This is a genomic window from Mycobacterium sp. PS03-16 (assembly GCF_004570325.1).
Taxonomy (GTDB): domain Bacteria; phylum Actinomycetota; class Actinomycetes; order Mycobacteriales; family Mycobacteriaceae; genus Mycobacterium.
Genome location: NZ_SPQO01000003.1, coordinates 47,806 through 67,114 on the forward strand (window position 1 = coordinate 47,806; position 19,309 = coordinate 67,114).

Below are 19,309 nucleotides of genomic sequence, written 5' to 3' on the forward strand. Positions count from 1 at the left end.
ATGGCAGCATGTGGTGCCATGAGGTTCGGGATCGGGATCGTTGCGGCCGCGTTCACACTGCCGCTTGTCGCGGGGTGCAGCAATGTGGTCGACGGTCGCGCGGTGGTCGCGGTGCCCCGCCCCGGCACGCCGGTGCAGTGGGCGCCGTGTCAGCCGGCCGGACCGACCGACGAGTCGCGGATCCCCGCCGGCGCGGAATGCGGTTTGCTGTCGGTGCCGGTCGACTACGAGGAGCCCGACGGCGACGTGGCCCGGCTGGCGATGATCCGGTTCCGGGCGACCGGCGACAGGATCGGCTCGCTGGTCATCAACCCGGGTGGGCCGGGGGAGTCGGGTGTCGAGGCGGCCGCGTCGATGCTCTCGACCATCCCGCAGTCGGTCCGGCAGCGCTTCGACATCGTCGGGTTCGATCCGCGCGGGGTCGCGTCCTCGACCCCCGCGGTGTGGTGCAACTCGGATGCGGACAACGACCGGCTGCGCGCCGACCCCCAGGTGGACTACACCCCCGAGGGTGTCGAGTACATCGAGAACGAGACCAAGGAGTTCATCGAGCGCTGCGTCGACAAGACCGGTGAGGAGTTCCTGGCCAACGTCGGCACCGTTAACGTGGCCAGGGACCTCGACTCGATCCGCGAAGCGCTCGGTGACGAGAAGCTGACCTACCTGGGCTACTCCTACGGCACCCGGATCGGCGCCACCTACGCCGAGAACTTCCCGGACAAGATCCGCGCGATGATCCTCGACGGCGCCGTCGACCCGAACGCCGACCCGCTGCAGGCCGACATCCGTCAGGCCGCCGCCTTCCAGACCGCGTTCAACGACTACGCCGCCGACTGCGCCAAGGAGCCCGACTGCCCGCTGGGCACCGATCCCGCCAAGGCCGTCGAGGTCTACCAGAGCCTGGTCGACCCGCTGGTGGACGAGCCGGCCGAGACCGACGACCCGCGCGGGCTGAGCTACAGCGACGCGATCGTCGGGACCATCCAGACGCTGTACTCGCCGAGCCTGTGGCGCTACCTCACCCAGGGCCTGACCGAGCTGAAGGCCGGCCGGGGCGACACCATGCTGGCGCTGGCCGACCTCTACATGCGCCGAGACGCCCAGGGCCACTACAACAATTCGACCGACGCCCGCGTCGCGGTCAATTGTGTGGACCGGCCCGCGGTGACCGACCGCGACAAGATCGTCGAACAGGACCGCAAACTGCGTGAGGTCGCGCCGTTCATGAGCTACGGCGAGTTCACCGGCCACGCGCCGTTGAGTACGTGCGCGTTCTGGCCGGTGCCGCCGACCAGTGAGCCACACGAGATCTCGGTCGAGGGCCTGCCGCCGATCCTGGTCGTGTCCACCACCAACGATCCCGCCACGCCGTATCAGGCCGGTGTGGACCTGGCCCGCCAGCTCGGCGGCACGTTGGTCACCTTCGAGGGCACCCAGCACACGGTGGTGTTCCAGGGCAACGCGTGCGTCGACGACATCGCCGCGACGTACCTGATCGACGTGACCGTGCCGCCGCCGGACACCCGATGCCGCTGAGCATTTCGGCGGTCACCTCCGCCGACGTCGACGTGCTGCTGCCGCTGCTTCGGGCCTACTGCGACTTCTACCGGGTGGATCCGACCGATGACGCGCTGCGCGCGCTGATCCGCGCGCTGCTCGACAACCCGGGCGAGGGGCTGCAGCTGATCGCCCGCGACGGCGACACCCCCGTCGGATTCGCCACCGTCTACTGGACGTGGCAGACGCTCTACGCGGCCCGGGTCGGTGTGCTCAACGATCTCTACGTCGTGCCGGACGTCCGCGGTGGCGGCACCGGGCGGGCACTGATCGCGCACTGCCGCGCGCTGTGCGCCGAGCGCGGCGCGGCGAAGCTGGTGTGGGAGACCGCGCCGGACAACACGGTGGCTCAACGACTTTACGACGGGATCGGGGCCGAGAAGTCGACGTGGCTGACCTACGAACTCGACGCCTGATCACAGCCCGGTCACCGTTTGCCCCCGAGCGCAGCCGCGCTGCCGTACCCCGTGCGACCATGTTGGCCATGTGGCGGGTAGGGCGGCGGGCGATGGCGGCTGCGCTGGCGTTGGTCGCCGTCTCGGGCGCCATTGCCGCCCAGGCCGGCGCAGCGCCCGCGACCGGAGCGGTCCCGCCGCCGGCGTGGGGGAGCTGTCAACAATTCCTCAGCGACACCAGCCGGATTCCCACCGCACAGTGCGGCACCGTCGCGGTGCCGGTGAACTACGACCAGCCCGCCGGCGCGCAGGCCCAGCTCGCCGTCATCCGGGTGCCGGCCGGCGGCGACCGGATCGGCGTGCTGGTGGTGAACCCGGGCGGTCCGGGCGCGTCGGCGGTCAACACCGTCGCGGGCATGGGCGCCGCGCTGGCCGGCACCGAGATCGGCCGCCGCTTCGACCTGGTGGGCATCGACCCGCGCGGCGTCGGGCACTCCACCCCGCAGCTGCGCTGCCGTACCGACGCCGAGTTCGACGCCTGGCGGCGGGAACCGATGGCCGACTACAGCCCGGCCGGCGTCGCGCACATCGAAGGCCTCTACCGGCAGCTGGCCCAGCAGTGCCTCGACCGGATGGGGGCGGACTTCCTCGCCGGCGTCGGCACCGCGAACGCCGCCCGCGACATGGATCTGGTGCGCGCCGCGCTCGGCGAGGAGCAGATCAACTACCTCGGCTTCTCCTACGGCACCGAACTGGGTGCGGCCTATGCCGAGCAGTACCCCGACCGGGTGCGGGCGATGGTCCTCGACGGTGCGATCGACCCCAGCCTGGACCCGATCGCCGAGAACATCTCCCAGATGGCGGGTTTCCAGCGGGCCTTCGACGCCTACGCCACCGACTGCGCGCGGTCGGCCGGGTGTCCGCTGGGCACCGATCCCACCCAGTTCGTTGCCCGTTTCCACCAGTTGGTCGACCCGCTGGTGGCCCGCCCGGCCCCCACCTCCGACCCGCGCGGGCTGAGCTATCAGGACGCCAACACCGGGACCGGCAACGCGCTGTACAGCCCGCGCTACTGGACCTACCTGACCAGCGGTCTGCTCGGGCTCGCGCGCGGCACCGACGCCGGCGACCTGTTGGCCCTGGCCGACGAGTACCAGCGCCGTGACGCCAACGGGCACTACGGCAACCGGCAGGACGCGTTCACCGCGATCCGCTGCGTCGACGCGCCGTACCCGACCGATCCGGCGGTGTGGGCCGATGCCGACCGGCGCATCCGCGAGGTCGCACCGTTCCTGTCCTACGGCGCCTTCACCGGGTTCGCCCCGCGCGACATCTGCGCGTTCTGGCCGGTGCCGCCGACGTCGGCGCCGCGGCCCGCCACCGGACCCGGACCGGGCAAGGTGGTGGTGGTGTCGACCACCGGCGACCCGGCGACGCCATACGAGGCCGGCGTCGCGCTGGCGCGGCAGATGGGCGCCTCGCTGATCACGTTCAACGGCAAGCAGCACACCGTGGTGTTCAACGGCGACGCGTGCGTGGACACCGCCGTGGTGGGCTTCCTGGCCGGCGGGGTGGTTCCGCCCAACGGGTTGTCGTGCTAGGTGCTAGCAGCGACGTAACACAGAATTAACAGCTGGAACCTACGCTGCGGTCATGGATCGCCAGAAGGAATTCGTGCTCCGTACGCTGGAAGAACGCGACATCCGCTTCGTCCGGCTGTGGTTCACGGACGTCCTCGGGTACCTCAAGTCCGTCGCGATCGCGCCCGCTGAACTCGAGGGCGCGTTCGAGGAGGGCATCGGCTTCGACGGATCCGCGATCGAAGGCTTCGCCCGCGTCTCGGAGGCCGACATGGTGGCCCGGCCCGATCCCTCCACCTTCCAGGTGCTGCCGTGGGCCGACAGCTCCAAGAAGCACCACTCGGCCCGCATGTTCTGCGACATCACGATGCCCGACGGATCCCCGTCGTGGGCGGACTCGCGCCATGTGCTGCGCCGTCAGCTGGCCAAGGCATCCGATTTGGGCTTCTCCTGCTACGTCCACCCCGAGATCGAGTTCTTCCTGCTCAAGCCCGGACCCGACGACGGCACCCCGCCGGTGCCCGCGGACAACGGCGGCTATTTCGACCAGGCCGTACACGATTCGGCGCCGAACTTCCGCCGCCACGCCATCGACGCGCTGGAGCAGATGGGCATCTCGGTCGAGTTCAGCCACCACGAGGGCGCCCCCGGCCAGCAGGAGATCGACCTGCGCTACGCCGACGCGCTCTCGATGGCCGACAACGTGATGACGTTCCGCTACGTCGTCAAGGAGGTCGCGCTCGGCGACGGGGTCCGGGCGTCGTTCATGCCCAAACCATTCGCCGAACACCCGGGCTCGGCCATGCACACGCACATGAGCCTGTTCGAGGGCGACACCAACGCATTCCACAGCCCCGACGACCCGCTGCAGCTCTCCGACGTCGCGAAGTCGTTCATCGCCGGAATCCTCGAGCACGCCAACGAGATCAGCGCCGTCACCAACCAGTGGGTGAACTCCTACAAGCGACTGGTCCACGGCGGCGAGGCACCCACTGCCGCGTCCTGGGGTGCGGCCAACCGCTCGGCGCTGGTGCGGGTGCCGATGTACACGCCACGCAAGGCCTCCTCGCGCCGCGTCGAGGTGCGCAGCCCCGATTCGGCCTGCAACCCGTATCTGACCTTCGCCGTGCTGCTGGCCGCCGGCCTGCGCGGCGTCGAGAAGGGTTACGTGCTGGGCCCGCAGGCCGAGGACAACGTGTGGAGCCTGACGCCCGAGGAGCGCCGGGCGATGGGCTATAAGGAGCTGCCGGGCAGCCTCGGCGCCGCACTCGCGGAGATGGAGAACTCCGAACTGGTCGCCGAAGCCCTCGGCGAGCACGTGTTCGACTACTTCCTGCGTAACAAGCGCGCCGAGTGGGAGACCTACCGCAGCAACGTCACTCCGTTCGAGCTCAAGGCCTACCTGTCGCTGTAGCCGAGCCGCGCGATACCGTCGGACCGTGGCAAAACCCGCGACCGAGCGCCCCAAGCTGCCCAGTGTGGGCCGGCTCGGGCTGGTCGACCAGCAGGCGCCCGCCCACCTCGACCGGCTGGGCTGGACCACCGACCGCCACGTCGAACTGCTGTGGTCGCTGTCCCGGGCGCCCGACGCCGACACCGCCCTGCACACCATGGTGCGGCTGGCCGAGGCGCTCGGCGACGGCTGGGGCGACCTCGACCGTTCGCTGCTGACCGACACCGCGTTGCGAGGGCGGCTGTTCGCCGTCCTCGGTTCATCTGTCGCGCTGGGCGACCACATGGTCGCCCATCCCGAGACGTGGCGGTTGCTGGCCGGCCGGGTCGAATTGCCGAGCGCCGGGGCGCTGCGCGACGAGTTCGTCGCCCTCGCCGAATCCGCCGCGGACGCCCGCGGAGTCATGGCGCCGATGCGCACCCGCTACCGGGACCGGATGCTGGTGCTGGCCGCGCTCGACGTCGCCCCGACGGTGGAGAACGAGCCGGTGCTGCCGTTCCCCACGGTCGGTCAGCACCTGTCCGACCTGGCCGACGCCGCGCTGGAGGGGGCGCTGCGCGTCGCGATGCGCTCGGTGTGCGGCGACGGCGACCGGCCCAGGATCGCCGTCATCGCGATGGGCAAGTGCGGGGCCCGCGAGCTCAACTACGTCAGCGATGTCGACGTCATCTTCGTCGCAGAACCCGCCGATGCCACCGCCACCCGGGTGGCCGGCGAGATGATGCGGTTCGCCGCCGACGCGTTCTTCGAGGTGGACGCCGCGCTGCGGCCCGAGGGCAAACACGGTCAGCTGGTCCGCACGCTGGACTCCCACGTCGCCTACTACCAGCGCTGGGCCAAGACCTGGGAGTTTCAGGCGCTGATGAAGGCGCGGCCGGCGGCCGGTGATGCCGAACTGGGTGGCGAATACCTCGACGCGCTCATGCCGATGGTCTGGAAGGCTTGCGAGCGTGAGGATTTCGTGACCGAGGTGCAGGCGATGCGGCGCCGCGTCGTCGAACTGGTCCCCGCCGGGGTGCGGGCCCGTGAGCTCAAACTCGGCACCGGCGGCCTGCGCGACGTCGAATTCGCCGTCCAGTTACTGCAACTCGTGCACGGCCGCAACGACACCTCACTGCATGTCGCCTCGACCGTCGAGGCGCTGGCCGCGCTCGGGGCCGGCGGCTACGTCGGCCGCGATGACGCCGCCAACATGACCGCGTCGTACGAGTTCCTGCGGCTGCTTGAGCACCGGCTGCAGCTGCAGCGGCTCAAACGCACCCACATGCTGCCCGAGGCCGACGACGACGAGGCGATGCGCTGGCTGGCGCGCGCCGCACACGTGCGGCCCGACGGTCAGCACGACGCGCTGGGCGTGCTGCGCGAGGAACTCAAACGGCAGAACATGCGGGTGTCGCGGCTGCACGCCAAGCTCTTCTACCAGCCGCTGCTGGAATCGGTCGGCCAGCCGACCGTCGGTATCGCCGGGATGAGCACCGAGGCCGCCGAACGGCAGCTCGCCGCGCTGGGCTACGAGGGGCCGCAGAGCGCGCTCACGCATCTGGCCGCGCTGACCGGTCAGGGCGGCCGCCGCGGCCGGGTGCAGCAGGTGCTGCTGCCGACGCTGCTGGACTGGCTGTCCGACACCCCCGACCCCGACGCCGGCCTGCTGGCCTACCGCCGTATCAGCGAGGCGCTGGGGGACCAGCGGTGGTACCTGGGCACGCTGCGCGACGAGGGCGCCGTCGCCAAACGGCTGATGCGGGTGCTGGGCACGTCGGCGTTCGTGCCCGACCTACTGATGCGCGCACCCGAGGTGATCCAGCTCTACGCCGACGGACCGCAGGGCCCCAAACTGCTCGACACCGACCCCGAGACGATCTGTCGCGCCCTCGTCGCCTCGTCGGGCCGCTACGCCGACCCGGTCCGCGCCATCGCCGCCGCCCGCACGCTGCGCCGCCGTGAACTGGCCCGCATCGCGTCGGCGGATCTGCTCGGCATGCTCGAGGTGCCCGACGTCTGTGCGGGGCTGACGTCGGTGTGGGTGGCGGTGCTGCAGGCCGCGCTGGACGCGGTGATGCGGGCCAACACCCCCGACGGCGGCCAGCCGGCGCGGATCGCGGTGATCGGCATGGGCCGTCTCGGCGGGCGCGAACTCGGCTACGGGTCCGACGCCGATGTCATGTTCGTGTGCGAAGCCTGCAACGGCGCCGACGAATCCGCCGCGGTGCGCTGGGCGGTCGGCATCGCCGAACGGGTCCGGGCACTGCTCGGCACGCCGAGCGCCGACCCGCCGCTGGAGGTCGACACCGGGCTGCGCCCGGAGGGCCGCAGCGGCCCGCTGGTGCGCACGCTGGCGTCCTATGAGGCGTACTACGCGCAGTGGGCCCAGCCGTGGGAGGTGCAGGCGCTGCTGCGCGCACACCGGGTGGCCGGCGACCTGGAACTCGGCGAACGGTTCCTGCTCATGGCCGACCGCACGCGCTACCCGGCGGGCGGGGTTTCCGCCGCCGCGGTGCAGGAGATCCGCCGGATCAAGGCCAGGGTGGACGCCGAGCGGTTGCCGCGCGGCGCCGATCCGAACACCCACACCAAGCTCGGCCGCGGCGGGCTGGCCGACATCGAGTGGACCGTCCAGCTGATGCAGCTGCGCTACGCGCACAGGGTGCCCGCGCTGCACACCACCTCGACGCTGGAGGCACTCAACGCGATCGGCGCCGCCGAGCTGATCGCCGAGGGCGACGTCGACCTGCTGCGCCAGGCCTGGCTCACCGCCACGCGCGCCCGCAACGCGCTGGTGCTGGTGCGCGGCAAGCCCACCGACCAGCTGCCCGGCCCGGGCCGCCAGCTCAACGCGGTCGCCGTCGCCGCGGGGTGGAGCAGCGACGACGGCGGCGAGTTCCTCGACAACTACCTGCGGGTGACGCGGCGGGCGAAGACCGTTGTGCGCAAGGTGTTCGGTGAGTAAGGGAGGCGCATGAGCGTCGAGTGGCCGTTCGACGTCATCGGCACCGAGGAGTACGACCGGTTGCGCGGCATGTACGAACCGCTGACCCAGGCGATCCGCGACCTCATCGACGCCGGCGTGCGCACGGGCGTGGACGACGAGACGATCGGCGCCGCGCAACGTGCGATCGAGGCCGTCACCGCCACGCTGACCGATCGGACCCACCAGCGCACCCACGTGCTGCGCCACGCCGAGACGGGTCGCCCGCTGGCGTGGGCGAATCCGGCCGTGGGACTGCGTAATGCGATCGCGCCGCCCATGCGCATCGAGCACACCGGCGACGGTCGCTGGGTCAGCGACTTCACCCTCGGCGCCGCCTACGAGGGCCCGCCGAAACTCGTGCACGGCGGCATCTGCGCGCTGGTCCTCGACCACATCCTCGGCGAGGCGGCCAGCGACGGGCTGACCAAACCGCTGTTCACCGGCACGATCACGCTGCGCTACCTGCGCGGGACCCCACTGGGGGAGTTGCGCGCCGAGGCGTGGATCGACCGCACCGAGGGCATCAAGACCTTCGCCCGCGGTGAGCTCAGCGACGCCGACGGGGTGACCGTCGAGGCCGAGGGCGTGTTCATCATGCCGGCCTGGGCCCGGGACGCTGGATGAAGTTCTACGTCAGCCTGGCGTTCCTCGACGGCCGCGAGGTCGTCGAGATCGCCCGCGCCGCAGACGAACTCGGCTACGACGGCCTGGGTATCCCGGACCACGTGGTGAACCTCGAGACGCTCGCGACGCCGTACCCCTACACCCGTGACGGCCAACGCCGCTGGAAACCGTTCACGCACTGGCCCGATCCCTGGGTGCTCGTCGGCGCGCTGGGGCAGGTGACCACCCGGGTGCGGTTCGTCACCACGGTCTACATCCCCGCGATGCGCGACCCGTACTCCGCCGCCAAGGCGATCGGCACCGCGGCCTACCTCTGCGGCGGACGCGTCGAACTCGGCGTCGGCGTCGGCTGGTGTGAAGAGGAGTTCGCGCTGATGGGCCAGCGCTTCGCCGGTCGTGGGAAGCGCACCGACGAGATGCTCGACCTGTTCCGGGCACTGTGGCAGCCGGGGTGGACCGACTTCGACGGCGAGAACTATCCGACGCCGCGGCTGGAGATGGAGCCGAGCCCGCCGCACATCCCGGTCTACGTCGGCGGCCTGTCCGACGTGGCGCTGCGCCGCGCCGCGCGCAACGACGGCTGGATCGGCGACCTGATCACCACCGACCAGGCCATCGCGGCCGCCGAGCGGCTGCGCGAGTTGCGTTCGGCCGCAGGGCGTTCACTCGACGACTTCACGATCCTCACGCCGCTGACCGACGCAGTCGTGCGTGCCGACTACGACCGTGCCGAGGCGGCCGGGATCACCCATATCCTCACGATGCCGTGGATGTTCTACACCGGCGCCGACGCCACCGTGGCCGAGAAGATCGACGGGATGAAGCGGTTCCGCAAGGACCTCGGTCTCGACGGCGGCTGACCGGCGGGATGACGTCGCCCGCCCGGCGTGTTTGACCGGTCATGGCCACAGAACACCCTGCCCGTCCGCCGCTACCACCGTTCACCCGCGAGACCGCGGCGGAGAAGGTGCGCCTCGCTGAGGACGCGTGGAACACCCGCGACCCCGAACGTGTCGCACCCGCGTACACCGTCGACAGCAAGTGGCGTAACCGCGACGAATTCGCGACCGGACGCGAGGAGATCGTCGCGCTGCTGACCCGCAAGTGGCGCCGGGAATTGGACTACCGGCTGATCAAGGAGCTGTGGGCGTTCGACGGCAACCGCATCGCCGTCCGCTTCGCCTACGAGAGCCACGACGACAACGGCCAGTGGTTCCGCTCGTACGGCAACGAGAACTGGGAGTTCGACGAGCACGGGCTGATGGCGGTGCGGCATGCGTCGATCAACGACCTGGCGATCGACGACGATGAGCGGCTCTTCCACTGGCCGCTCGGCCGCCGGCCCGACGACTACCCGTCGTTGTCGGACCTCGGGCTCTAGTAGCGCGGGCGGCGGAACCGGCTGAGCAGCCCGCCCCGGCGCACCGGCTGACCCGTGGCGTACCCGGCCGGTGCCGCGGTGCCCGTCACCACCCGGTTCTGGGCCACGCCGCCGCCGACCCGCGACCGGCGCCGCGCGTCGACCGACCAGGCGCCGGCGCCCAGCCCGGCGATGGCGAGGAAGCCGAAGCAGAACAGCAGCACCGGCTCGCCGCCGTTCTCCATCGGCCAGAAGCTCGCCGCCGGCCCGTCCAGCGGCGGCCAGTGCTTCCAGAAGTACGCCACCGCCATCTCACCGGAGGCGATGAACGCGGCGATCCGGGTGAACAACCCGACCGCGATCAGCAGACCTGCGACGAGTTCGATCAGCCCGGCCCACCAGAACGGCCAGGTGCCCATCGGAATCGGCTCACCGGTCGGCCAGCCGAACAGTTTCGCCGAGCCGTGCAACGCGAACAGCAGCCCGGCGACGATGCGGAACAGACTCAGCAGGGGCGAGGAGTAATTCGCCATCCGAGCGTCGAAAGTGGTCGCCATGGCCTGAGGCTACGCGGGAACGTCCAAGATGTTCACAGCTCGAGCAGCACCGTTACCGGACCGTCGTTGACCAGTTCCACTTTCATATCCGCGCCGAACACTCCCGTTCGCACATCGGCGCCGAATCCGCGCAGTGCGTCGCTGAAGGCGTCGACGAGCGGTTCGGCGACCGGCCCCGGGGCGGCGGCGTTCCACGACGGGCGGCGGCCCTTCTCGGTGTTGGCGTAGAGCGTGAACTGGCTGACCACCAGCACGGGTGCGTCGGTGTCCGACGCGCTGCGCTCACCGTCGAGGATCCGCAGCCGCCACATCTTGTCGGCCAGGCGGCGCGCGGTGTCGGCGTCGTCGGTGTGGGTCACGCCGACCAGGGCCAACAGGCCCTGCCCGTCCGGCGAGATCTCGCCGACCACCTCACCGTCGACCGTCACCCGCGCCGACGACACCCGCTGCACCAGAACCCGCATGGCCCCATCCAAGCGAAAGGGCCGGGCGGCGCGAACGCCACCCGGCCCTTCACTGCTGCGCCGACTTACACGTCGTAGTACAGCGCGAACTCGTACGGGTGAGGCCGGATCTGCACGGGCATGATCTCGTTCTCCCGCTTGTAGGAGATCCAGGTCTCGATCAGGTCCTCGGTGAACACGCCGCCCTCGGTGAGGTACTCGTGGTCCTCCTCGAGCTTGTCGATGACCGCGGCCAGCGAGGTGGGCGCCTGCGGGATGCTGGCGGCCTCGTCCGGCGGCAGCTCGTAGAGGTCCTTGTCGATCGGCGCCTGCGGCTCGAGCTTGCGCTTGATGCCGTCGATGCCGGCCATCAGCATCGCCGCGAACGCCAGGTACGGGTTGCCCGAGCTGTCCGGGCAGCGGAACTCGAGGCGCTTGGCCTTCGGGTTGTTGCCGGTGATCGGGATACGCACGCACGCCGAGCGGTTGCGCTGGCTGTACACCAGGTTGATCGGGGCCTCGTAGCCCGGCACCAGGCGCTTGTAGGAGTTCACCGTCGGGTTGGTGAACGCCAGCAGCGACGGCGCGTGGTGCAGGATGCCGCCGATGTAGTGGCGGGCGACGTCGGACAGGCCCGCGTAGCCGGACTCGTCGTGGAACAGCGGTTGGCCGTCCTTCCACAGCGACTGGTGGGCATGCATGCCGGAGCCGTTGTCACCGAACAGCGGCTTGGGCATGAACGTGACGGTCTTGCCGGCCTGCCAGGCGGTGTTCTTGATGATGTACTTGAACAGCAGCACATCGTCGGCCGCGTGCAGCATGGTGTTGAACTTGTAGTTGATCTCGGCCTGGCCTGCGGTGCCGACCTCGTGGTGGCCGCGCTCCAGGACGAAGCCCGCGTTGGTCAGGTTGGTCGCCATCTGGTCGCGCAGGTCCACGTAGTGGTCGTACGGGGCGACGGGGAAGTAGCCACCCTTGGGACGCACCTTGTAGCCGCGGTTGGGGCTGCCGTCGGCCTCCAGCGGCTCGCCGCTGTTCCACCAACCCGACACCGAGTCGACCTCGTAGAAGGTGCCGTTCATCTTCGAGTCGAACGCCACCGAGTCGAAGATGTAGAACTCGGCCTCGGCACCGAAGTACGCGGTGTCGGCGATGCCGGTGCTGACCAGGTAGTTCTCGGCCTTGCGGGCCACGTTGCGCGGGTCGCGCGAGTACGCCTCACGGGTGAACGGGTCGTGGACGAAGAAGTTCATGTTCAGCGTCTTGGCCGCCCGGAACGGGTCGATGCGCGCCGTCTCGGGATCCGGCAGCAGCATCATGTCCGATTCGTGAATCGACTGGAAGCCGCGGACCGACGAGCCGTCGAACGCCAGGCCGTCTTCGAAGACGCTCTCGTCGAACGCCGAGGCCGGGATCGAGAAGTGCTGGACGACGCCGGGCAGATCGCAGAAGCGAATGTCGACGTACTCGACGGATTCGTCCTTGATCAGCTTGATGATGTCGTCGGCCGTCTTTTCTGCCACTTTCGGTTTTCTCCTTTACTGGTAACCCGCGCGTTGACGCTAGGGACACGATGTTGCGCGGTCGTCAACCGAATGTTGCGCCGACGTTACGGGCATGTCCGTGCACGTGCGGCGGCGGCACCGGGAGATGGTCCACCTATCCTGATGAGTATGGCCCGCGCGATCGGGTCCTGGCTGTCCGGTCCCGAATCCAATCGTGACGGCGGCCCGGGCCAACCACCGAATGAGTATCCGGGCCATCGGCTCGGCCTGCCCGACCAGGGACCGGGGTCCATCGCCAGGTTCGGGCGGCGGGTGGCCGCGATGCTGATCGACTGGTTCATCGGCTACGGACTGGCCGCGCTGGCCATGACGTTCGGGCTGATCTCGATGGGCGTGATGTCCACCGCGATCCTGGCGCTGTGGTTCGTCATCGGTGTGGCCTCGGTGCGCCTGTTCGGCTTCACCCCCGGTCAACTCGCGCTGGGGCTCACCGTGGTGTCGATGGATGAGCGCATGCACGTCGGGCTGGGCCGGGCGGTGGTCCGCGGACTGCTGATCATGCTCGTGATCCCGGCGCTGTTCACCGACTCCGACCTGCGCGGGCTGCACGACCTGGCGACCAAGACCGCGGTGGTGCGGCGCTAGAACTGGTTGCCGAACGTGAGTTTGTGTTCGAGATTACGGCCGAACTCGTGCACAACCTCACGTTCGGCGTAGGTCAGCCCCCGCGTCCTGCAGCGCCGCCTCCGTCCGCCCCACGATGACCGCCGGCCGGTAGCGCAGCATCTCGGCATTGACGTGGACGATCCGCCAGCCGAGCGCTGCGAGTCGGGCGCGCCGCTCGAGGTCGCGGTTGCGGACGTCGGGGTCGGTCCAGTGTTGCGGCCCGTCGTGCGTCGGCCGGAGCGCCGCAGCGGTGAGGACCAGCCGCGTGCGGGTTTCCTGCGGTGAGTCGGCTCCGGCAGCCGACAACCTCAGAGCTCGACGTAGGGCGAGCGATGCCGCGCGCACCGCGGTGGCGCTCGACCAGTGTGTCGACGTCCTCGACGCGCAGCCGGGTGGCCTGCCGCAGCGCATCGATCCGGATCACGGCGATCGTCATACCTTTTCGGCGGCCGAGGTCGAACGCGGTCCGCGCCGGCTCGTTGCCGGGACGCCCCTCAAGAGGCAGACCTCGTCGGCGGGCAAGGTGTCGCTGTGCAACAGGATGCCGTCGGTCCGGTGCCGACTGGCCTGGTTGAGTTCGGCGGGCAGTGACGCGTCGATCCACTTGGCGCCGTGCAGCGCCGCCGCCGAGGGACCCGCGGCGGTGGCACGCCGGCCGGACCACAGCCATGCGCCGATCGCCTTGTCGACGGGCGTCACCGCCTGTCCCTTTGGCACGTACACGTTGCGGAACAGCGCATCGTGGGACCTCGCCAGCTGGTACCCGGTTGACGACTCCGGTCGCCAAGGCCTCGCTGCCGAGGAAGGGCCACTGCACCCAGTTGAGACGGCATTGCTGCCCGCGCCGGTTGCGCCTGCACCGAATGTGAGCTTGTGTTCGAGAATCCGGCCGAAACTCGTGCACCAGCTCACGTTCGGCGCGTAGCGGCGCTAGACCTCGTGGCGGAACTCGCCGTTCATCATCGTCATCGTGACCTGGGCGGCGTGGATGTCGTGCGGGTCGATCTCGAAGATGTTGTGGTCCAGCACGATCAGGTCGGCGAGCTTGCCGACCTCGACCGACCCGACCCGGTCGTCCATGCGGATCTGGTAGGCCGCGCCGAGGGTGTTCGCGTGCACCGCCTCGGCGACCGACAGCCGCTCGTCGGCGGGTGCGAGCACCGGCGCGTCGCGCTCGCCGACGAGCCGGCGCGTGACGCCGATCTGGACGGAGTCGAGCGGCTTGTAGGTCGAGAAGTAGCCGGCCGCAGGCCAGTCGGTGCCCAGCGAGATGCGTCCACCCGACTTCAGCACCGCCTGCGGCCGGTACATCAGGTCTTTGCGCGGCGCCCCGTAGCGGGCGGCCATGTTCTGCAGCGTGTCCGGATCGGCCGACATCCAGTTCGCCGAGAACTGCGCGGTGACGCCGAGCTGCCCGAACCGCGGATTGTCGCTGTCCTCGACGAACACCAGGTGGGCGACGGCGTGGCGGCGGTCGCGCGGCGGGTTGGCGGCCATCGCCCGCTCGATGGCGTCCAGGCCGACCCGTGCGGTGCGCTCACCGCAGGCGTGGATGTGCACGTCGTAGCCCGCCGCGTCGACGGCTCCGACGAGCGTGTGCCACTGCTCCTCGGTGAACGGCGACCCGCCCGTGGAGTCCGGCTTGTCGGCGTACGGTGCGATCAGCCAGGCGGTGTACCCGCCCTGGGTGCCGTCGCCGATGATCTTGACGACGTCGACCGACACCAGCTCACCGGACACCTCACGCCGGATTGCCTCGAAGTTCGCCACGGCGCCGTCGATGGGCGTCGACCGCACCGAGTACGACGCGACGACCCGGAACGGCAGCACGCCGCGGGCCTCGGCGTCGGTGTAGAGGCGCAGCAGCGCGGCCTGATCGTCGCCGATCGGCGGTACGCCCGCGTCGAACACCGACGTGATGCCGGCCGCCGACGCCTTCGGCGCCCACGCCTCCATCAGCGTGCCCATGTTCTCCGGGGAGATCGGCTCGACGGCGTTGACGATGCCCAGGACCGCGTTCACCTCGAGGATGTAGCCGGTCGGGTCGCCGTTCGCGTCGCGGGCGTAGTAGCTGAACCCCGGCACCGGATCGGGGGTGTCGCGGTCCACCCCGGCCATGTCGAGCGCCTTGCTGTTGGCCCACAGGCTGTGCCCGTCGATGGCGAAGAAGAACGCGGGCCGGTCGGGAAGGATGCGGTCCAGGTCGGCACGGGTGGGGCCCTCGGGCCCGAACATGTCCACGCGCCAGCCGAATCCGCGGATCGCGCCGTCCGGATGGTCTTTGGCATACGCCTCGATGGCGCCGAGCGCGTCGGCGAGGGTGGGCAGCTGCAGGTCGACACCGGAGGTGAGGAACGACCCGAGGAACGGGTGGGTGTGCCCCTCGACGAAGCCCGGCATCAGCAGCTTGCCGCCGAGATCGATCACCCTGGTGTCCGGGCCGGCCAGCGCCATCGCACCGGCGTCGTCCCCGACGTGGGCGATGGTGCTGCCCTTGACCGCGACGGCCTGCGCCCACGGCTGCGGGCCGGCGACGGTGTAGACGCGACCGTTGCGGAACACGACGTCGGCGTGCTCGTCACCGGGGGACGGGCTGCTCTGCGGTGCCGGCGACCGGGATGTCGATTGGGGCGCCGCCGAACACGCGGCGGCCGTGGTCGCGGCGATCGCCGCAGCGGCGGCAGCCCGCAGCACAGTGCGGCGGCTGGACCGCCCGCCGAAGGCGACGAAGTGCGGCGCCCAGTCACACGCAGTGCACATGTGGAGTCCCCCCTGTTGACGCGGTCGTCAACGGGGTGAGTATGCCGAACAGAGGGCCAGGGTGCGTCCCCGGCGCGCCGTCAGCGCCGGCGCACGGTGCGCTGAATGCCGCGCATCTTGGCGGCGTTGGGCATCGGCCCCTTGGGCATCGCCGCGGGCCCGACCTTGGTGCCGAGCGCGGCGAGCCGCGACTCGAGCGCGTCCATCTGCTTGACGGTGATGTTGGCCGGGAGCTTGTTGAGGTGGCGCTCCAGCTTGGCCAGCGGGACCTCGCCCTCACCGTTGCCGACGACGACGTCGTAGATCGGCACGTCGCCCACCAGGCGGGCAGTGCGTTTCTTCTCCTGCGCCAGCAGCGGTTTCACGCGACCCGGCGAGCCCTCACCGACGAAGATGACCCCGGGCCGGCCGATGACCCGGTGCACGGCGTCGAAGTTCCCGGTGGCCGCCACACCGGGCGTCACCCGCCAGCGGCCGCGCAGGTTGTCCAGCGCCCACGCCGCGGCGCCGGTCTGCCCTTCGGCCTTGCGGTACACCGACTTCTGTGCCCGCCGGCCGAACACGATGAACGCCACCAGCACGCCGAGCACCACGCCCAGTGGGATCAGCACGTACGGGGTGAACCCGCCGGCCAGGACACCGACCGCCACCGACGCCGCGACGATGAGCACGAACGCGCCGATCATGTATGGCAGCAGGCGCTTGTCCTCTTTGCGCTGGATCTGGAACGCCTGCCACAGCTGACTGCGGCGCTGTTTTGACGCGGCCTTGCGGGCGGCCTTCGCCTCGGCCTTGGCGGCCTTGTTCGCGGCGGGTTTGCGGGTCTTCGCCATGTCTCTCAGGATACGGGTGGGGCGGCGGCCGGTTTCAGCCGCGCGGCCTGCGCGTACAGCCGCCCGGCCCGGTACGACGAGCGCACCAGCGGACCGGCCAGCACCCCGGCGAAACCGAGGCCTTCGGCGTACTCGGAGAACTCGACGAACTCCTCGGGCCGGACCCAGCGCTCGACGGGGTGGTGCCGCGGCGACGGGCGCAGGTACTGGGTGATGGTGACGATGTCGCAGCCGGCCTCGTGCAGGTCGACCAGCGCGGTGCGCACCTCGTCGGGCGTCTCACCCATGCCCAGGATCAGGTTGGACTTGGTCACCAGACCGAAGTCGCGGGCGGCGGTCAGCACGCCGAGGCTGCGGTCGTAGCGGAACGCCGGCCGGATGCGCTTGAAGATCCGCGGCACGGTCTCGACGTTGTGTGCCAGCACCTCCGGGCGCGACTCGAAGACCTCGGCGAGCTGGTCGGGGTTGCCGTTGAAGTCGGGGATGAGCAGCTCCACACCGGTGTTCGGGTTGAGCCGCTTGATCTCGCGCACCGTCTCGGCGTACAGCCAGGCGCCGCCGTCGGGCAGGTCGTCGCGCGCGACGCCGGTCACCGTGGAGTAGCGCAGACCCATCGCCTGCACGCTCTCGGCGACGCGTCGTGGTTCGTCGCGGTCCAGCTCGGCCGGCTTGCCGGTGTCGATCTGGCAGAAGTCGCAGCGCCGAGTGCACTGCTCGCCGCCGATCAGGAACGTCGCCTCGCGGTCCTCCCAGCATTCGAAGATGTTGGGGCAGCCCGCTTCTTCGCACACCGTGTGCAGGCCCTCGCGCTTCACCAGCGACTTGAGCTCGGTGTACTCCGGCCCCATCTTGGCGCGGGTCTTGATCCACGGCGGCTTGCGCTCGATCGGCGTCTGGGCGTTGCGGACCTCGAGCCGCAGCAGCTTGCGGCCGGCCGGGGGAGTGACTGTCACTGTGACAATGCTACGCCGGAGCCGGCACCGGTCCGGACCGGCAGGCGACCGTCCAGCGCATCGCACACGTGGCCGGCCACCGCGTCGGTGACGTCGTCGACGGTCACGCGGCGGCCGAGTTCGGCGGTCAGCGACGTCACCCCGGCGTCGGCGATCCCGCACGGCACGATCGCGGAGAACGCCGACAGGTCGCAGTCGCAGTTGAGCGCGAAACCGTGCAGCGTGGTCCCGCGGGAAACCCGGATGCCGATGGCGCCGACCTTGCGTTCGGGACGGCCCCCAGCGGCGGGCAGCCATACGCCCGAGCGCCCGTCGACCCGGCCGGCGTCGAGCCCGAACCCGGCGCACACCGCGATCAGCGCCTCTTCGAGGCGGCGCACGAAGTTGACCACGTCGAGCGGTTCGGCCAGCCCGATGATCGGATAGCCGACCAACTGGCCAGGACCGTGCCAGGTGATCTTGCCGCCCCGGTCGGTGTCCACCACGGGGGTGCCGTCCAGCGGCCGTTCGTGCGGTTCGGTGCGCTTGCCCGCCGTGTACACCGCGGGGTGCTCGAGCAGTAGCAGGGTGTCGGGGCCGCCGGCCACCCGGGCGTCGACGAGCCGGCGCTGCTCGTCCCAGGCGTCGCGGTAGTCGACCGTGCCGAGGCGGCGGACGTCGACCGGTGCAGCGGACGAGCGAATCGAAACACCCATGGTCACGACGCTACTCGCTACGCGTCCCTGGGTCCGGTGGCATAGGCGAGCGCCTCCCCGACGGTGTTGTGGTGGAACGCGAAGCCGGCCCGCTCGAGGGCGGCCGGGATGGCGCGCTGACCGCCCAGCAGGCCCTCGTCGGCGAATTCGCCGAGCACCGTACGCAACGCGAACCCCGGCACCATCAGCGCGGTCGGCCGGTTGACCGCCCGGCCCAGCGCGGCGGTGAACTCGGCGTTGGTGACGGGAGCCGGACCGGTGACGTTCACCGGCCCGGACAGCTCGTCGCGGCCGATGGTGAACAGCACCGCGCGCACCTGATCCTCCAAGCTGATCCACGGCATGTACTGGCGGCCGTTGCCCAGCCGGGCGCCCAGCCCCAGGCTGAACAGGGGACGGAGCCGGGCCAGCAGGCCCCCCGCGGGGGACAGCACGAGGCCGGTGCGCAACAGCACCACCCGTGCCCCGGCCGCGGCCGCCGGGCCGGTGGCGGCCTCCCAGTCCACGCACAGCCGGGCCAGGAACCCCTGGCCGGCCGGCGCCGACTCGTCGGTGACACGGCTGCGGGTGTCGCCGTAGTAGCCGACCGCGCTGGCGTTCACCAGCACCGGCACCCCGGCCTCGGCGACGGCGTGGGCCAGCACCTCGGTCGGGGCGATCCGGCTGTCGCGCAGGCTCTGCTTGAACGCCCCCGACCAGCGCCGCTGGCCGACGTTGACGCCGCACAGGTTGATCACCGCGTCGACACCGCGCAGCGCCCCGGCGTCGAACTCACCGGTGTCGGGGTTCCAGAACAGCTCGTCGGCGTTGGACGGCGCCCGGCGCACGATGCGCACCACGCGCCGGTCCGCCGCCCGCAGCGCCGACACCAACGCCGATCCGATGAGGCCGGACGACCCCGCGATGGCGATGACGGCACCGCCCGAAGTCGCCGGCCCGCCGGCTGCGTCAGCCACTGCC

17 protein-coding genes and 1 pseudogene are annotated in these 19,309 nt (G+C 70.5%); 9 read left to right on the forward strand and 9 right to left on the reverse strand.

The features are described 5' to 3' along the window. Nucleotides 1–18 precede the first annotated feature (18 nt). From E4P42_RS03350 to E4P42_RS03385, 8 genes are read left to right on the forward strand one after another with little or no spacing between them, the layout of a single operon-like run. The gene (locus tag E4P42_RS03350; protein WP_209305682.1) at nucleotides 19–1,536 is read left to right on the forward strand and encodes an alpha/beta hydrolase; all 1,518 of its coding nucleotides are present in this window, start codon (nucleotides 19–21) and stop codon (nucleotides 1,534–1,536) included. After that, nucleotides 1,527–1,973, forward strand: coding sequence for a GNAT family N-acetyltransferase (locus E4P42_RS03355; RefSeq protein WP_245233869.1), 447 nt, complete (start codon nucleotides 1,527–1,529; stop codon nucleotides 1,971–1,973). The genes E4P42_RS03350 and E4P42_RS03355 overlap by 10 nt, the downstream gene beginning before the upstream one ends. A gap of 59 nt (nucleotides 1,974–2,032) precedes the next feature. After that, on the forward strand, nucleotides 2,033–3,553 hold the full coding sequence (locus E4P42_RS03360; RefSeq protein ID WP_135123011.1) for an alpha/beta hydrolase: 1,521 nt from the start codon (nucleotides 2,033–2,035) through the stop codon (nucleotides 3,551–3,553). Between the two features lie 52 nt (nucleotides 3,554–3,605). Then, nucleotides 3,606–4,946: a type I glutamate--ammonia ligase gene (gene glnA / locus E4P42_RS03365; RefSeq protein WP_135123013.1), complete on the forward strand. Its 1,341-nt coding sequence runs from the start codon at nucleotides 3,606–3,608 to the stop codon at nucleotides 4,944–4,946. 25 nt (nucleotides 4,947–4,971) lie between these two features. Further along, entirely contained in the window at nucleotides 4,972–7,932 is a 2,961-nt protein-coding gene (locus E4P42_RS03370) for a bifunctional [glutamine synthetase] adenylyltransferase/[glutamine synthetase]-adenylyl-L-tyrosine phosphorylase (protein ID WP_135123015.1), read from the forward strand. Between the two features lie 9 nt (nucleotides 7,933–7,941). Then, entirely contained in the window at nucleotides 7,942–8,577 is a 636-nt protein-coding gene (locus E4P42_RS03375; protein ID WP_135123017.1) for a PaaI family thioesterase, read from the forward strand. Further along, nucleotides 8,574–9,437, forward strand: coding sequence for a TIGR03619 family F420-dependent LLM class oxidoreductase (locus tag E4P42_RS03380; protein WP_135123019.1), 864 nt, complete (start codon nucleotides 8,574–8,576; stop codon nucleotides 9,435–9,437). Before E4P42_RS03375 ends, E4P42_RS03380 begins: the two co-directional genes overlap by 4 nt. Nucleotides 9,438–9,478: 41 nt before the next feature. Further along, nucleotides 9,479–9,958: a nuclear transport factor 2 family protein gene (locus tag E4P42_RS03385; protein ID WP_135123021.1), complete on the forward strand. Its 480-nt coding sequence runs from the start codon at nucleotides 9,479–9,481 to the stop codon at nucleotides 9,956–9,958. Here E4P42_RS03385 and E4P42_RS03390 read toward each other — a convergent pair. From E4P42_RS03390 to glnA (E4P42_RS03400), 3 genes are all read right to left on the reverse strand, one after another. Beyond that, on the reverse strand, nucleotides 9,955–10,494 hold the full coding sequence (locus E4P42_RS03390) for a DoxX family protein (protein WP_135123023.1): 540 nt from the start codon (nucleotides 10,492–10,494) through the stop codon (nucleotides 9,955–9,957). The genes E4P42_RS03385 and E4P42_RS03390 overlap by 4 nt on opposite strands. A gap of 32 nt (nucleotides 10,495–10,526) precedes the next feature. Beyond that, complete coding sequence (gene dtd, locus E4P42_RS03395) at nucleotides 10,527–10,958, reverse strand: D-aminoacyl-tRNA deacylase (RefSeq protein WP_135123025.1); 432 nt, start codon at nucleotides 10,956–10,958, stop codon at nucleotides 10,527–10,529. A gap of 65 nt (nucleotides 10,959–11,023) precedes the next feature. Next, nucleotides 11,024–12,460 (reverse strand): type I glutamate--ammonia ligase, encoded by a 1,437-nt coding sequence (glnA, locus tag E4P42_RS03400; protein ID WP_135123027.1) that lies wholly within the window; start codon nucleotides 12,458–12,460, stop codon nucleotides 11,024–11,026. 150 nt (nucleotides 12,461–12,610) lie between these two features. Between glnA (E4P42_RS03400) and E4P42_RS03405 the strand changes: the two genes are divergently transcribed. Then, complete coding sequence (locus E4P42_RS03405) at nucleotides 12,611–13,087, forward strand: RDD family protein (protein ID WP_135123029.1); 477 nt, start codon at nucleotides 12,611–12,613, stop codon at nucleotides 13,085–13,087. 57 nt (nucleotides 13,088–13,144) lie between these two features. On the opposite strand, the pseudogene E4P42_RS03410 reads toward E4P42_RS03405, so the two are convergent. The 6 genes and pseudogenes from E4P42_RS03410 to E4P42_RS03435 all read right to left on the reverse strand — a co-directional run bounded on the left by E4P42_RS03410 (nucleotide 13,145) and on the right by E4P42_RS03435 (nucleotide 19,305). Next, nucleotides 13,145–13,925: pseudogene (locus tag E4P42_RS03410) on the reverse strand (hypothetical protein). Between the two features lie 113 nt (nucleotides 13,926–14,038). Further along, a complete protein-coding gene (locus tag E4P42_RS03415; protein ID WP_167759338.1) occupies nucleotides 14,039–15,868 on the reverse strand; it encodes an amidohydrolase in 1,830 nt (609 codons plus the stop codon). Nucleotides 15,869–15,948: 80 nt separating this feature from the next. Further along, nucleotides 15,949–16,701, reverse strand: coding sequence for a DUF4191 domain-containing protein (locus E4P42_RS03420; RefSeq protein WP_135123031.1), 753 nt, complete (start codon nucleotides 16,699–16,701; stop codon nucleotides 15,949–15,951). A 5-nt stretch (nucleotides 16,702–16,706) separates the two neighbouring features. Then, nucleotides 16,707–17,654, reverse strand: coding sequence for a lipoyl synthase (lipA, locus tag E4P42_RS03425; protein ID WP_135123033.1), 948 nt, complete (start codon nucleotides 17,652–17,654; stop codon nucleotides 16,707–16,709). Continuing rightward, on the reverse strand, nucleotides 17,651–18,349 hold the full coding sequence (gene lipB, locus E4P42_RS03430; RefSeq protein ID WP_135123035.1) for a lipoyl(octanoyl) transferase LipB: 699 nt from the start codon (nucleotides 18,347–18,349) through the stop codon (nucleotides 17,651–17,653). Before lipB ends, lipA begins: the two co-directional genes overlap by 4 nt. A 17-nt stretch (nucleotides 18,350–18,366) precedes the next feature. Next, the gene (locus E4P42_RS03435; RefSeq protein ID WP_135123037.1) at nucleotides 18,367–19,305 is read right to left on the reverse strand and encodes a TIGR01777 family oxidoreductase; all 939 of its coding nucleotides are present in this window, start codon (nucleotides 19,303–19,305) and stop codon (nucleotides 18,367–18,369) included. Nucleotides 19,306–19,309: the final 4 nt, after the last annotated feature.